11 protein-coding genes are annotated in these 14,406 nt (G+C 68.8%); 7 read left to right on the forward strand and 4 right to left on the reverse strand.

The window, feature by feature from the left end:
• The first annotated feature begins 30 nt into the window (after positions 1-30).
• From QSJ30_RS11220 to QSJ30_RS11240, 5 genes are all read left to right on the forward strand, one after another.
• The gene (locus QSJ30_RS11220; protein ID WP_285609277.1) at positions 31-852 is read left to right on the forward strand and encodes a hypothetical protein; all 822 of its coding nucleotides are present in this window, start codon (positions 31-33) and stop codon (positions 850-852) included.
• Between the two features lie 113 nt (positions 853-965).
• The gene (locus QSJ30_RS11225; protein ID WP_285609279.1) at positions 966-1,844 is read left to right on the forward strand and encodes a hypothetical protein; all 879 of its coding nucleotides are present in this window, start codon (positions 966-968) and stop codon (positions 1,842-1,844) included.
• Between the two features lie 28 nt (positions 1,845-1,872).
• On the forward strand, positions 1,873-4,158 hold the full coding sequence (locus tag QSJ30_RS11230; RefSeq protein ID WP_285609281.1) for a ribonuclease R family protein: 2,286 nt from the start codon (positions 1,873-1,875) through the stop codon (positions 4,156-4,158).
• Entirely contained in the window at positions 4,155-4,649 is a 495-nt protein-coding gene (ruvC, locus tag QSJ30_RS11235) for a crossover junction endodeoxyribonuclease RuvC (RefSeq protein ID WP_285609283.1), read from the forward strand. Before QSJ30_RS11230 ends, ruvC begins: the two co-directional genes overlap by 4 nt.
• A gap of 167 nt (positions 4,650-4,816) precedes the next feature.
• Positions 4,817-5,017: a hypothetical protein gene (locus QSJ30_RS11240; RefSeq protein ID WP_243304126.1), complete on the forward strand. Its 201-nt coding sequence runs from the start codon at positions 4,817-4,819 to the stop codon at positions 5,015-5,017.
• A 58-nt stretch (positions 5,018-5,075) separates the two neighbouring features.
• On the opposite strand, the gene QSJ30_RS11245 is transcribed toward QSJ30_RS11240, so the two are convergent.
• From QSJ30_RS11245 to QSJ30_RS11260, 4 genes are all read right to left on the reverse strand, one after another.
• Positions 5,076-6,818, reverse strand: coding sequence for a M56 family metallopeptidase (locus QSJ30_RS11245; protein ID WP_285609286.1), 1,743 nt, complete (start codon positions 6,816-6,818; stop codon positions 5,076-5,078).
• A complete protein-coding gene (locus tag QSJ30_RS11250; protein WP_285609288.1) occupies positions 6,818-7,189 on the reverse strand; it encodes a BlaI/MecI/CopY family transcriptional regulator in 372 nt (123 codons plus the stop codon). Before QSJ30_RS11250 ends, QSJ30_RS11245 begins: the two co-directional genes overlap by 1 nt.
• Before the next feature lie 365 nt (positions 7,190-7,554).
• Positions 7,555-9,285: an NAD-dependent malic enzyme gene (locus tag QSJ30_RS11255; protein WP_285609290.1), complete on the reverse strand. Its 1,731-nt coding sequence runs from the start codon at positions 9,283-9,285 to the stop codon at positions 7,555-7,557.
• Between the two features lie 117 nt (positions 9,286-9,402).
• Positions 9,403-11,397, reverse strand: coding sequence for a thioredoxin domain-containing protein (locus QSJ30_RS11260; protein ID WP_285609292.1), 1,995 nt, complete (start codon positions 11,395-11,397; stop codon positions 9,403-9,405).
• Between the two features lie 103 nt (positions 11,398-11,500).
• Here QSJ30_RS11260 and ffh point away from each other — a divergent pair, with 103 nt between their 5' ends.
• A complete protein-coding gene (gene ffh, locus QSJ30_RS11265) occupies positions 11,501-12,859 on the forward strand; it encodes a signal recognition particle protein (RefSeq protein WP_285609293.1) in 1,359 nt (452 codons plus the stop codon).
• An 86-nt stretch (positions 12,860-12,945) separates the two neighbouring features.
• Positions 12,946-14,394 (forward strand): tetratricopeptide repeat protein, encoded by a 1,449-nt coding sequence (locus QSJ30_RS11270; RefSeq protein ID WP_285609295.1) that lies wholly within the window; start codon positions 12,946-12,948, stop codon positions 14,392-14,394.
• Positions 14,395-14,406: the final 12 nt, after the last annotated feature.

Below are 14,406 nucleotides of genomic sequence, written 5' to 3' on the forward strand. Positions count from 1 at the left end.
GCTACCTGCCGATGCCGCTAGGCTGGAGCCATGAAGCCCTTCGCCAAGGATCAGTCCAAGAATCCGCCACCCGCGAACTGGCTCGACCGCCTGCTGCGCCGGTTCTCACGCATCGCCTACGGACTGGCGGTCCTGCTGATGTACACCCTGGCCTCATCCGCGCTGGGACTGGCCCTGGCGCCCGCCCTGTGGGTCTGGCCCCTCCTGCACCGGTGGTCGATGTGGCTCCCGGGCCCCCTGCCCTGGATCCTGTCCGGCTTCGGGCTGGCCCTCTGCTTCTTCCTCTTCGGCCTGGCCCTGCTGGTGGTGATCCCCATCTACAACTGGGTGCTGCCCACCCGCGTGAGGCCGTTCAGGGGCGGCTACTACACCATCCACGCCCTGCCCTGGTTCCTGCACAACGGCCTGTTCTACCTGGTGCGGTTCACGTTCCTGCCTTTTGTCACGCTCACGCCCTTCGGCGTCTGGTTTCTGAAGGCCATGGGCATGAAGATCGGCCGCCATGCCTTCATCAACACGGAATACATCAGCGATCCCCAGCTCATCACCATCGGGGACGACGCGGCCCTGGGCGGCAGCGTACGCATCTTCGCCCACTACGGCGGCGGCGGGAACCTCGTCATCGCCCCGGTGACCGTGGGGCATCGGGCCACCCTCGGCCTGGCCTGCTGTGTCATGGGCGATGTGATCATCGGGGACGACGCCACCATCCTGCCCGAGAGCGTGGTGCTGCCCGGGAGCCGGGTCGGGGCCGGGGAGACCTGGGGCGGCGTCCCTGCGCGGAAGATCGAGCGGGAGGAGATGGAGAAGATCAAGGCCGAAATCCGGGGAATGTCCGAAGCCCTGGGGTGACGAAACCTTGGGATAAGGCGACATCCGATCCTGGGACTAGTCAAGGCCGGTGGATCCCGGAACAATGGAAGTTTCCCCCCCGGGGCCTCCCCCCTTCATCTTGGGTCATGCTGATGCGCACCTTCGCCCTTCTTCCCGCCCTTCTCCTTCCCGCCGCCCTGATCGCCCAGGCCCCCGCCCCCTCCCTCGGGGACCGGGTGAAGGCCGAGCGGCCTGCCGTAGACAAGCTGATGGCGGACCTCCAGTTCCCCGAGGCCCTGAAGCGGGCCGAAAGCCTGCTCCCCGCCACGAAGCCGGTGTTCGACAAGACCGACAACCAGGCGCTGGTCCAGAGCGCGGTGATCTACATGGATCTCGGCCAGGCCTACCGGATGGCGGTGGAGACCGCCGATGCCGCCGGCAGCTGGGAGAAGGCCCTGGAATACGCCAAGACCGCCAAGGCCCTGAGCGCCGAGAGCTATGCCGCGATCAAGGATCCCTTCACCCAGACGGTCACCTACTACACGCAGGCTGGGGCCCGCGCCAAGCAGGTGCTCGAGGAGAACGACGCCCACATCAAGGAACTGAAGGGCAAGAGCGTCCTCGATGCCGGCGAGCGCCAGGAACTCGACCTGGCCATCGGCGTGGAAAAGGAATTGGTAGATGACGCCAAGTGGGTGAAGTTCTTCCAGACCTACCTGGATGTGGTCAAGCGCGAGAGCGAGGCCTACGATCCCCTGGTGAAGGTGATGGAGGACAAGCTCAAGGGCGAGGCCGACCAGGTGGCCGACTACAAGGCCGGCAAGGGCGAAAAGACCAAGTGGGTCGAAGCCGTCGTCTCCAGTCCCGCCTACCTGGAAGCCCAGGGCGACAAGGCCGGCAAGGCGCGCTTCCTTTACCGCCTGTCGGTCCTGGATCCCGAGAACAAGAAGGTCCAGCACCAGCTGGATGTCCTGTTCGGCCGGGCCTCGGCGGCTCCCGCCAAGCCCGCCAAGAAGGGAAAGAAGGGCTGATCTCTTCCAGGGCCTGTACCCTGAGGACATGGCCCGTCGTTCCGCCCCCCGCATCCCCGTCCGCTCTCCTGCCCGCACGCCCGATCGGCGGGAAACGCCGAAAGCCCCGCCCCCCCAGGCCGCGGGGCTTCGTCCGTACGAGACCTTCGAAGCCACCTTTTTGGGCCACCCCGAGGGCGCCGGCGGCTTCCTGAGGCTGGCCGGGGCCCGGAAGGGTCCGGGCATGGACCTGCTGGTGGACTGGCGCGACGCCCGTGGCGCCATCCACGGCGACCGCGTGATCGCCGAAGTATGCGGCGAGGGCTGGGATGGCCGCCTCAAGGCCCGGGTGCTGGAGGTCAAGGGACGGGGCGACATCCCCCTGCCCGGCACCCTCCAGCAGCAGCCCTGGGGCTGGCGCGTGGTACCCCTGGAGCCCCGCCTGCCCCAGGTCATCGCCGTGCCGCCCACAGATCTGGCCCAGGATGGCGAGCTGGTGAGCGTGCGGCTCGATCCCGATCCCGAGGCCAAGCAGCTGCGGGGCACCGTGGTGGCCCGGCTGGGGAAGAAGACCGACCTGAAGATCGAGAACAAGCTGACCGCGGCCCTCTTCAACCTGCGCACGGACTTCCCCGAGGCCGTCATGCGCGAGCTGGCGCCCTTCCCCACGGCCATCCCCGCCGAGTGGATCCAGGGCCGGGAGGACCTGCGCGGGACGCTTACCTGCACCGTGGATCCCCCCACGGCCAAGGACTTCGACGACGCCATCAGCCTGGAGGTGCTGCCCAGGTCCGAGGGCGGCGGCTGGCTCCTGGGCGTCCACATTGCGGACGTGAGCCACTATGTGACCGAGAACGGCCCCCTGGACGAGGAGGCCCGCCTGCGGGGCACCTCCGTCTACTTCCCGGACGAGGCCATCCCCATGATCCCGGACCGGCTCAGCGGAGACCTGTGCAGCCTCCGCGAAGGCGTGGACCGCCTCACCATGACGGCCTGGATGACGATCTCGCCCGACCTGGAAGTCGTGGAGACGCGCCTCTCCGAGAGCGTCATCCGCAGCGCGAAGCGCCTCACCTACGACGAGGTGAAGGAGGCCTGCATCGACCTGTCCCCGCGGAAGCGTGCGGAGCTGGGGGAGCCCCTCTGCGCCCTGCTGGACGAGTCCCTGGTGCTGTCGCGCCGCCTCACGGAGATCCGCCTGGGCCGGGGCGCCCTGAACCTGGACACCGAGGAGGCCGAGTTCATCTTCGATGCCGAGGGCCGTCCCGTGGATGCCCGCCGCTACCCGCGCCACGACGCCCACCGCATGATCGAGGAGTTCATGCTGCTGGCCAACGAGACCGTGGCCCAGTTCTTCACGCGGAAGAAGATCCCCACGATCTACCGCATCCACGACGAGCCGGATCCCCTGAAGCTGGAGATCTTCGCGGAAGTCGCCCGCACCTTCGGCCTGCTCAAGCCCAAGGAAGTGCCCACGCCCGAGCACCTCAACGCCATGCTCGACAAGATCCGGGGCGGCCCCCTGGAGGCCATGATCAACACCCTCCTGCTGCGCAGCCTCAAGCGGGCCGAGTACAGCGCGGAGAACATCGGCCACGCGGGCCTGGCCCTCCAGGACTACCTGCACTTCACCAGCCCCATCCGGCGCTACCCGGATCTCGTCGTCCACCGCTATCTGAGGAAGGTCCTGCGAGGCGAGCGCCTGCCCGAGGCCCTGCAGAGCCACCTGGCCGTGCTGGCCAAGGGCGCCAGCGACGCCGAGCAGAAGGCCACGGAGGCCGAGCGCGAGAACGACAAGTGGAAGGCCTGCCTCCTGATGAAAGACCGCATCGGCCAGCGCTTCCAGGGCCGCATCCAGGGTTTCTCCGCCAAGGTGGTGTTTATCACGCTCGACGCCCCCTTCGTGGAGGTGGGCGTGCCCCTGGCGGCTCTGGGGGGCAACTTCTGGATCGACGAGCACCGCACCCAGGCCACCGGCCTGCGCGGCACCGTGGTGCTCACCATCGGCGATGCCGTGGCGGTGGAGATCACCGCCGTGGACGAGGACCTGCGCCGCATCAGCGCCTGGGTTACGGAAGTGAAGGCGCAGGATGCCCACGGGAAGGTGTTCCATTTCGTGCCCACCCTCGCCGCGCCGGCCATGCTGCGGGAAGGCGACCTGGAGAAGCCCCGGCTGGGCCGCTCCCAGACCCAGGAGACCCGGAGTCGGCGCGAGGCTGCTCCCAAGGGCCGCCCGCCGAAGAAGGCCCGCGAAACGGCCGGGAAGCGCCGCGAGGCCAGTCCCAAGCCCCCGAAAGGCACTGTCCGGGGCACCGGCAAGCGGAAGGGCCGATGATCGTCGCGCCCTCGCCCGTGCGCTGCCTGGGTGTGGATCCGGGCTCCCTGGCCTGCGGCTGGGCCGTGGTGGAGCGGTTCGGCTCCCGGATGACGCTGGTGGAGGCCGGCGTCATCCGCAATCCCCGCGGGGCCGACTTCGATCAGCGGGCCCTCTGCATCCATGAGCGGCTGTCCGAGGCCATCGCCGCCCATGCACCGGGCTTCATGGCCGTGGAATCGCCCTTTGTGGAGAAGAACGCCGCCACCGCCCTGAAGCTGGGCCAGATCCGCGGCGGCATCCTGCTCACGGCGGCCCTCCACGGCCTGCCTGTGGGGGACTACAACCCCATGCAGGTGAAGAAGGCCGTCAGCGGCTACGGCTGGGCCGACAAGCACCAGGTGGGGAAGATGGTGATGACCCTGCTGAACTTGAAGGAGCCCCTGGCGGTGGATGCGGCCGATGCTGCGGCCGTGGCCATCGGTCATCTTCTGGCCTCCCGGCGGGCCTGATCCGCTCCATGTACGACCTGAAGGTCATGTTTTTCAAGGCCTTGATAAATTGTCACGCGATTCATGACAAAAAAACACGTAACTCATGACATTTCTTGTGATGTCCATCACTAGCATTGGTGATCATCAAAGACGATGATGATGTCCAGCAAGCAAGTGGAGCGGCCATGCACATGGATACCAGCGTTCGACAGCACAACCCGGCCTTCTGGACCACCGCCGAGCGGCTGCACGAAGTCTTCAACCAGCTGGAGCGCCAGATGAGCGCCTCCCCGCGCGGTCTCGCCGTCCTCCGGCAGGTCCAGGCGCTCGAGGCCGAGCTCGAGGCCGAGGTCATGCACCGCAGTCACCGGACCTTCGCGGCCTGAGCCCGGTTCCTGCGCAGAACGGCCCGGCGATGCCGGGCCGTTCTGCGTACGGAGCAGCTCAGGGTTTGGGAGGCTCCATCCGGAAGGCGAAGGTCTTCCAGGGGGCATCCAGCAGCACCCGGGTCTCGCCACGCCAGCCGGTGCCGGGATCCTCGCCGCGGATCAACAGGCTCGCACCGGCTTTGGAGGCATCCACCAGGACCCTGGGCCTGAACTCCGTCCAGGGTCCCACGGTGTAGGTCCCATCCTGGCGCCTCTCCCCGATCTGGACGGTGCCCAACACTCCGGCGCCGTCCGCGGGCAGCAGGTCCAGCTTCAGGTTGCCGCGACCGCTCACGCGGAGCTGCAGCGTGATCCGGCCGCCGCTTCCCCGCCGGAGCACACCCTGGATTTCACCCTCTGCCAGCGATGTCTCCGGCTGGACGGCCTTCGCCGCCAGCACGCCCAGCACCATCTCCCGGTAGCGGGTCGCCTCTTCGGTGATGCGCCCCTCGTCCAGGGCCTTCTCGCCGCAGTTGTAGGCCGCCACGGCCTTCTGGACGTCCCCATGGTAGCGGTCCAGCAGGAAGCGCAGGTATTTCGCCCCCGCCGCCATGACCTGGGCGGGATCGTCCAGATCCTTCGCGCCATAGGTCCGGGCCGTCCCGGGCATGACCTGGAGCAGCCCCGTGGCGCCCATGGGGCTCCTGGCCGCGGTGTTGAAGCCGCTCTCCACCCAGGCCATGCTGCGGAGCAGCTGGGGGTCCAGGCCCTCCTGGGCCGCCAGGGCGTCCAGCTTCGCCACCACCTCGGCGGGCGCGCCGATGGGAGGGGGTTCCGGGGCCGCCGCGCGCAGGGCCAGGACCAGGCAGGGGGCCAGCAGGAGGGTCAGGAAGCTCCAGGAAGAGCCGCCGACGGGCCTGGGGGAGAGCAGACGTTCGATGCGGGTGAGCAAGTGTCCTCCTCGGGCCGCGAGGGCCGGGAACAACGGGTGGGGGAGGGTGCGCTGGAGATCGTCCAGCGCGTTGAGGGCCAGCGCCAGGCGGCGTGGATCACCAAGCCCCTGGGCCGCCAGGTCATCGGCCAGTTCCTCGCGCTCGGCCCGGATCCTGGCCGAGAGCCACCAGACGGCGGGATGGAAGAAGAGCAGGGTCTCGGCCAGGCTCTGGAGGAGGTTGTACAGGTGGTCCTGCCGCCGCACATGGGCCAGCTCGTGGGCCAGGAGCGCCTCCAGGTAGCCAAGGGGCAGGCTGGTGAGCAGGGCCGCGGGGACCAGCACCACAGGCTTCCAGAGCCCGAGGACCATGGGCGTGTCGCCCTGCCCCGCCAGGAGCAGACGGATCGGCCACGGGATCCCCATGCGCCGGGTGAGGGCCTCCAGCCGCTCCTGCCACTCGCCCGGCGCGGAAACCGCCTGGCGCCGCCACTTCAGGCTGAGGGCGTAGCCTCCGCCGAGGCGCAGGGCCATGAGGCTGGCCCCCAGGGCCCAGAGGGCCACCAGGAGCGGCAGGCGGGGCTGCAGGGAGGCCTCCAGCCGGACCAGCAGCGGCCTGGACGGGGGATTCCGGAGCGGGGTGGCGGATGCCGCCTGGGCCAGGTCCATGGTTGCGGCCTGCCCGTACTCAGCCGGCGCGGGGCGATGGAAGCGCCAGCCTGTGGCGACGGGCAGCACCAGGCAGAGGAGCAGGACCAGGCCATTCAGCCGGTGCCGGGCCCGGCCGTGGAGGGCGGCCCCGCCCACGGCCGCCAGCGCGACGAGCAGGCAGCCCTGCCAGAGCGCGTGGACAAGGGCCCAGCCGAGGATCTGGACGAAGGCCTCCATCAGTCCTCCCCGCCCAGCACCTCGCGGATGCGGGCCTTCTCTTCGGGGCTGACCGCGCCGGACCGGAGGGCCGCGAGCACCAGCGCCCCGGCGGAGCCCCCGAAGAGGCGCTCGGTCAGGTCCGTCACCAGGCCGCCCTCCATGGCCGCGCGGCTGTGGGCCGGGGCATAGACATGACTGCGCTGCCCCTCGTCACGGGTCACCAACCCTTTGTCCAGCATCACCTGGAGCATCCGCAGCACCCCGGTATAGGCGTAAGCCTCCCGGCGGTTCAGGCAGGCATGGACCTCCTTCACGGTGGAGGGCCCCAGGTCCCAGAGGACCCGCAGGAACTTGAGCTCCACGTCCGTCGGCTTGAGGGGGCGTTTCATGAGAGTCCTACACAAGATGGTGTAGACCATTTTGTGTAGATTCACTCCATTGTCAAGAGGCCCCCCTGGGGATTGAATGCCGACGACCCAGGGGAAGTGCAAAGCCCGGTTCTGCCGGGCTTGCACACGGGGGCCCGGGGGTGTTCGCGTAGCGAGCCCATAGATCCCTGCAACGCATGCGTTGCGGGGGGAACCCCCGGACAACGAAAGGGCACCCCGAAGGGTGCCCAAGTGTCTCGGCCGCTTGGATCATGGGCCGGAAGGGGCTGGCGTAAACGGTCGCCCCGAGGGAGGAAAGAGGGTCTCTTCCCGCCCCCAGGCTACGTCGCGCGCGAACCCCCTCAAGGGGAAATTCTGTCCTGGCGTCAATCCGCCTGGCGCGGTGCCCCGGCCCGGTAGGCGGTGTAGTGCGGCTCCCACTGGGCCTTGACGATGATGGCGTCCAACTGCTCGTCATCCAACAGCCGGCCGAGCCCCGCGTCCCGTGCCTCCCGGCTCACGGCCTTGGCCACGGCGGCCGAGACCTGGCGGATGTCCTTCATCTCCGGCAACAGCAGGCCCGTGGCCTCCTGCTCCGGCGTGACGAAGGTGCTGATGGCCTTGCTGGCCGCCAGGAACATGCTGTCCGTGATCCGGGTGGCCTTGCAGACCAGGGCGCCGAGGCCCACGCCGGGGAAGATGTACATGTTGTTGCACTGGGAGGCCTGGAGCGTACGGCCCTTCCAGTCCACAGGTGCGAAGGGGCTGCCCGTGGCCACCAGGCCCTTGCCGTCCGTGGCCTTCCAGACCGCCTCGGGCGAGCACTCGCACTTGTGGGTGGGGTTGGAGAGGGCCAGGACGATGGGACGCTCGGAATGCTTCGCAGTCTCCGCCAGGATGGCCTCGCTGAAGAGGTTCGGCTGGGCGGTGACGCCGATGAGCACCGTGGGATGCGCGTTGCGCACCACGTCCTGCAGGCCGATGCGGGAAGGCTCGTCCAGCTTCCAGCCTTCCACCGCCGATCGGCACTGCGCCAGAGGCATCTGCGGGCCCTCCAGCAGCGGATCGCCTTCGATGAGCAAGCCCTGCATGTCCACGGCGAAGATGCGCTTGCGCGCCTCCTCGTCGGAGAGGCCTTCCGCCTTCAGCGCAGCGCGGATGTTCATGGCGATGCCGGTGCCGGCCTGGCCCATGCCCACGATGACGTAGCGCTCGTCCTGGAATCGGCTCTTCTTGATGCGCATGGCCGTCATGAGGGCCGCCAGGGCCGTGGAGCCCGTACCCTGGATGTCGTCGTTGAAGGAGAGGATCCGCTCGCGGTAGCGGTCGAGGTTCTTGAAGGCCGTGTGCTTGGCGAAGTCCTCCCACTGCAGCAGCGCGCCGGGGAAGTTGCGCTTCACGCCCAGGACGAACTTCTCGACCAGTTCCTCGTACTCGGCGCCGCGCAGCCGGGGCCTGCGGATGCCCAGGTAGAGGGGATCCTCCAGCAGGCGGGGGTTGTTGGTGCCCACGTCCAGCGTCACGGGCAGACACACACCGGGATGCACGCCGCCGGCGGCCACGTAGAGGCTCACCTTGCCCACGGGAATGCCCATGCCGTCCGAGCCCAGGTCGCCCAGGCCCAGGATGCGCTCACCGTCCGTCACGACAACGAGGTTCACCTGTGGCTGGGAGAGGCCGTGGAAGATCTGGTCGATGTTCCCGATGTTCTCGGGCGTGATGTAGATGCCGCGGTAACGCCGCTGGATGTGGCTCAGCTGGAGGCAGGCCTGCCCCACGGTGGGCGTGTAGACGATGGGCACCATCTCATCGAGGTGATCCACGAGGAGCCGGTAGAACAGGACTTCGTTCCGGTCGAGGAGGCCCGACAGGTAGATGTAACGCTCGATGTCATCAGGCTTGCGGAGGAAGGCCTCATAGGTCCGGTCCAGCTGGGATTCCAGCGTGGAGATGCCGGGCCGCAGCATGCCGTCCAGGCCCAGGCCCAGGCGCTCTTCCTTGGTGAAGGCGGAGGCCTTGTTCAGGTGGGGATTGTTCAGCAGCTGCCGGCCCCTGACGTAGACCTCGTAGTACTCCTCGCCCGTCAGCGGGTCGATCTTCAAGGCGAAGGTCTTCATGGGAGCCCCTTTATCACAGGGTCATGCGAACGCGCCTGAATCCGTGGAGGGCCGCGCGAATGACCACCCCAGTGTAGCCAATCTGACCAGGGCAGAGGGTCACAGGAGGGGCCGCGGTCAGGCGAGGAGCGCCGCCAGTTCGACCGGTGAAGTCACCGGCCGGGCGCAGGTGCGGCCCCGGCAGACGAAGGCGAAGGGACCTTCCTCGGAGGCGGCGCGATCCTCGCGCAGAGGGAGGAGCTGGTCCTCCGATACGGACAGGACCCGGCCAGGCAGGTGGCGGCAATGGACCTCCGCCAGCAGGGCCCGCACCGCCGGGCTGCCGGGATCACCGGAGATGGCCACCTCCACCGGCTCGCGCAGGGCCAGGTCGAGCACGCCGAGCAGGCCCAGGAAGGCCCGGGGCGCCCGCTGCATCCAGGGCCCAAAGCAGCGGAGGGCGCCCTCTGCGGCCAACCGGAACTCCTCCCGCTGGAGGTGCCGCGACAGCCGCAACAGGGCCCGGGCCGCCAGGGTATTGCCGCCGGGGACGGCGTTGTCGAAGCCCGGTTTCTGCCGGAAGATCAGATCGGCCTGATCCGCCTCTGTGCTGAAGAAGCCCCCCTCCGCAGAGTCCTCGAAGCGGGCCAGCAGCCCCTCGGCCAGAGCCTCGGCCCAGCTCAGCCAGGCGGGATCGAAGCCGGCCTCATAGAGATCCACCAGGCCGTCCACCACCGCGGCACTGTCCTCCAGGAACCCCGGAGTGTGGGCCTGGCCCTGGCGCCACACCCGCAGCAGGCGGCCATCCCGCCACAGCTCCCGGCGCAGGAAGCCGGCGCAGGCCTGTGCCGCGTCCAGGTAGCGCGGGTCCCCCAGCACCTGGTAGCCCCGGGCCATCGCCGACAGGGCCAGCCCATTCCAGGCGGCCAGCACCTTGTCGTCCTTGCCGGGGCGCACGCGCCGGTCCCGCCAGAGTCTCAGTTGCTCGCGCAGGGCCCGGTCGTCCTCCTCCGCCAGGCGCGCTCGGGGCGGGCAGGAGAATCGGTGCACCACGCTGCGCCCGTGCTCGAAGTTCCCCTGTTCCGTGATGCCAAAGGCGGTGCAGAAACGGGCGCCGTCGACCTCCCCCAGGGCCTCGCGCACCTCGGCCGGCGTGAAGACGTAGAACTTCCCCTCTTCGCCTTCGCTGTCTGCATCCTCGCTGGAATGGAAGCCCCCGCTGGGATCGCGCAGGTCGCGCAGCAGGTAATCCAGCGTCTCCCCGGCCACCTGCGCGTACCGGGGCTCGCCCGTGGCCTGGAACGCCGTCAGGTAGGCGCAGGCCAGCTGCGCGTTGTCGTAGAGCATCTTCTCGAAGTGGGGCACCAGCCACTGGCCGTCCACGCTGTAGCGGGCAAAGCCGCCGCCCAGGTGGTCGTACATGCCGCCCTCCCACATGGCGTCGAGGGTGCGGAGCGCCATGGCTCGGTCCTCCACCGATCCCCGGGCCAGGATCAATTCCACGGCCAGCTGCTGCGGAAATTTGGGCGCGGGACCGAACCCGCCCCAGCGGGCATCGAAGCCCTGGCGGAGCTGCTGGAGGGCAGCGTCGACCACCGGGGCGTCCGGCAGCCCGTCGCCGGGCTCCACCGCCGCCTGGCGCTGGAGCTCTGCGGCCAAGGCCCGGGCCTGGCCCACCACCCCGGCCCGATCCTCCCGCCACACCTCCGCGATGCGGGTGAGCAGAGGAACGAAGCCTGGCATGCCACCCCGGGATTCGGGAGGGAAGTAGGTGCCCGCGTAGAAGGGTTCCAGCTCCGGCGTGAGCCACACGCTCATGGGCCAGCCGCCCCGGCCCGTGAGCGTCTGCACGGCGTCCATGTAGAGGTCATCGAGATCGGGCCGCTCCTCGCGATCCACCTTGATGCTCACGAAGTGGGCGTTCAAAACCCCGGCCACCGTGGGGTTCTCGAAGCTCTCCCGCTCCATGACGTGGCACCAGTGGCAGGCGCTGTAGCCGATGCTGAGGAAGATGGGCTTCTGCTCCGTCCTGGCCTTCGCCAGGGCCGCCGCGCCCCAGGGATGCCAATCCACCGGATTGTGGGCGTGCTGGAGCAGGTAGGGACTGAGGCTTCCGGCCAGCTGGTTGGACATATCCGACTCCACCGGATCGGATTATGACCCAGGATGCCTTTCGTGACAGGGAAATGACTTCGCACGTCGGTAGAATGGAACTTTCGTACCGACCCGGAGTCCCATGTTCGACAGCCTCACCCAGAAGCTCAGCCAGGCGATGAAGTCTCTCCGGGGCCAGTCCAAGCTGACCGAAGCCAACCTCGAAGCCGTCCTCCGCGAAGTCCGCATGGCCCTCCTGGAGGCGGACGTCCACGTGAGCGTGGCCCGCACCTTCCTCCAGCGGGTGAAGGAGAAGGCCCTGGGCGCCGAGGTCATGCAGGGCCTCAACCCGACCCAGGCCTTCATCGACATCGTCCACCGGGAGCTGGTGGAGATCATGGGCGGCCAGGCACCGGAATATCCCATCACCTTCGCGGCCAAGCCGCCGACAGTGGTGATGATGGTGGGCCTCCAGGGCGCCGGCAAGACCACCACCTGCGGCAAGCTGGCGGTCTTCCTCAAGAAGCTGGGCCGCTCCCCCCTGCTGGTGCCCGCCGACGTCTACCGCCCCGCGGCCATCGAGCAGCTGCACGTGGTGGCCAAGGATGCCGGCGTGCCCTCCTTCCGCACCGGGGAGAAGGATCCGGTCGCCATCTGCGCCGCGGCCGTGGCCGAGGCGAAGCTGAAGGGCTGGGACACGGTCATCCTCGACACGGCGGGCCGCCTGCACTTGGACGAGGCCCTCATGGAGGAGCTGGCCAGGATCAAGTCGGCCACCGGCCCCGACGAGATCCTCTTCGTGGCCGACGCCATGACGGGCCAGGACGCGGTCCGCAGCGCCACGGCCTTCCACGAGAAGCTGGGCATCACCGGCGTGGTGCTCACCAAGACCGACGGCGACACCCGCGGCGGCGCGGCCTTCAGCATCAAGCAGGCCACGGGCCAGCCCCTGAAGTTCGTGGGCGAGGGGGAGAAGCTGGAGGACTTCCAGCGCTTCCACCCGGATCGCATGGCCCAGCGCATCCTCGGCATGGGCGACGTGCTGAGCCTCATCGAGCACGCCAAGGACAAGATCGACGAGAAGGAAGCCGAGGTCATGGCCAGGCGCCTGGCCAAGAACCAGTTCACCCTGGAGGACATGCGCAAGCAGTTCCAGCAGGTGCAGAAGCTGGGCTCCATGAACAAGATCATCGGCATGCTGCCGGGCCTGGGGCAGATGAAGGACCAGCTGGCGAGCGTGGCCACGGACAAGCGCATCAAGCACCTGGAGGCCATCATCAACTCCATGACTCCCGCGGAGCGCGCCAACCACAACCTGCTGGACGGCAAGCGCAAGCGCCGCATCGCCGCGGGCTGCGGGCGCCCGGTGAGCGAGATCAACCAGCTCATCAAGCAGTACGTGGAGACGAAGAAGATGATGGGCCAGATGAACGATCCCAAGTTCATGGCCCGCATGCAGCGCATGGCCAAGATGGGCGGCGGACCCAACCTTCCCTTCTAGCCTTCCCTTCTAGCCTTCCCTTACAGCCTTCCCTTCCAGAGGTCCCCCAGGTGCTTCCCCGACCCCTGACGTCCGCAAGAGCCTGGATGGTCCTCGGGGGGATCCTGGCCGTCTGCCTGGCCGGGGCGTGGCTGTGGCGATCCAGCGCCCACCGGGCCGGGACGAGGCGGGTGCTCGTCATCAGCGCCGAGCCCTCCCAGCAGACCGACGTGAACCTCGGCCTCGAGACCCTGATCACGGACCACCTGGAGGTGCTGGCCGGCGTCACCGTGACCCATGCCCCGGTAGTCCCGCTCCCGGCGGTCCTCCGGAAGCTGCCTCCGGACCTGGCGCTGCTCCGGTTGCATGGGCGGCGGGAAGGCCAGCGGCTGGCCCTGAGCACCCAGTGGACCACACCCGCCGACCTGCTGGCGGGGCATCCCTGGAATCGCAGCGCCCAGCCGCCCATGGATCCGGGGCAGGCCATGGAGACCTGGCTGGCCCACTGGCCCCTGGAACGCCGGTATCGCTTCCGGGCGGACCTCTACCCCCGCCAGCCCGAGCGCTTCTGGGACCTCCTCCAGGCCATGGCCATCCGGGATGACCGCGGAGCCACCGCGCACCTGGCGGCGACCCAGGCCCTGGCCGAGGCCGAGCCCATGTGCGCCACGGCCTGGACCACCCTGGGCGACCACCTCTACCGCAGCCTGTGGGTGGACCCGGCCCAGGCGGGCATCGGCCTCAACTCCCGCACCCACAAGGCCTTCCAGCGGGCCGTGAGCCTGGTTCCGGGCCACCCCCGGGCCACCTTCCTGTGGTCTCTGATGCTCACCGACACCGGAAACCAGGACCTGGGCCTGCGGCTGCTCGGCGAGGCCATGCGACTGAGGCCCGGGGTGCCGGACCTCTACCTGGGCCTCACCTACGCCGGCCGCACCTCGGGTCTGCTGGCCGGGGCGCGCTCGGCCATGACCCGGCGGGAAGCCCTCATCGCCCCCCTCGCCCCGACGTCGTTCTGGACCGTCGAGACCACCAACCTCTACCTTGGCGACTGGACGGCCTTCGAGCGGGACCTGCAGCAGGCCCGCGCCGTGCGGGAGGACGCGGGCGTCCTGTTCTACTTGGGCTACCTGGCCCTGCTGAAGGGCGATCGCCCGACCGCCCTCGCCCACATGAAGGCTTCCGAAGCGACGGCGGGCTCCAGCCCCTTCCAGGACCTCAGCCGGGTCTACCGCGCCTATCTGGAAGGACGCGGCGCGGACGGCCTGGCCGAGCTCAAGCGCATCGACGAGGTCCGCGGGAAGCTGCGCATCCCCGACGGTGAGCTGACCTTCAAGCAGGCCGAGGCCTACTCGGTCCTGGGCGACGCGGACCGGGCCGTGGACTGCGCCACCCGTGCCTTCGTCCAGGGGTTCAGCTGCTCCCGTTGGTACGAGACCTCGCCCTTCCTCGAGAAGATGCGGACCCATCCCCGCTGGCCGACCCTGCGGCGGAACATCCGGGAGCGCCAAGCCGTCCTCGAAGGCAGCTTCCCGCCCTCCAGCTTCGAACCCTGAATTTACGCTTGG

Origin of the sequence: Geothrix edaphica (assembly GCF_030268045.1) — a bacterium.
In the GTDB taxonomy this organism is placed as follows: domain Bacteria; phylum Acidobacteriota; class Holophagae; order Holophagales; family Holophagaceae; genus Geothrix; species Geothrix edaphica.

Bases quoted from the DNA above. Each gene is read 5' to 3' on its own strand.
- QSJ30_RS11220 (WP_285609277.1), top strand. From the start codon at position 31: ATGAAGCCCTTCGCCAAGGATCAGTCCAAGAATCCGCCACCCGCGAAC.
- QSJ30_RS11225 (WP_285609279.1), top strand. From the start codon at position 966: ATGCGCACCTTCGCCCTTCTTCCCGCCCTTCTCCTTCCCGCCGCCCTG.
- QSJ30_RS11230 (WP_285609281.1), top strand. From the start codon at position 1,873: ATGGCCCGTCGTTCCGCCCCCCGCATCCCCGTCCGCTCTCCTGCCCGC.
- ruvC (WP_285609283.1), top strand. From the start codon at position 4,155: ATGATCGTCGCGCCCTCGCCCGTGCGCTGCCTGGGTGTGGATCCGGGC.
- QSJ30_RS11240 (WP_243304126.1), top strand. From the start codon at position 4,817: ATGCACATGGATACCAGCGTTCGACAGCACAACCCGGCCTTCTGGACC.
- QSJ30_RS11245 (WP_285609286.1), bottom strand. From the start codon at position 6,818: ATGGAGGCCTTCGTCCAGATCCTCGGCTGGGCCCTTGTCCACGCGCTC.
- QSJ30_RS11250 (WP_285609288.1), bottom strand. From the start codon at position 7,189: ATGAAACGCCCCCTCAAGCCGACGGACGTGGAGCTCAAGTTCCTGCGG.
- QSJ30_RS11255 (WP_285609290.1), bottom strand. From the start codon at position 9,285: ATGAAGACCTTCGCCTTGAAGATCGACCCGCTGACGGGCGAGGAGTAC.
- QSJ30_RS11260 (WP_285609292.1), bottom strand. From the start codon at position 11,397: ATGTCCAACCAGCTGGCCGGAAGCCTCAGTCCCTACCTGCTCCAGCAC.
- ffh (WP_285609293.1), top strand. From the start codon at position 11,501: ATGTTCGACAGCCTCACCCAGAAGCTCAGCCAGGCGATGAAGTCTCTC.
- QSJ30_RS11270 (WP_285609295.1), top strand. From the start codon at position 12,946: ATGGTCCTCGGGGGGATCCTGGCCGTCTGCCTGGCCGGGGCGTGGCTG.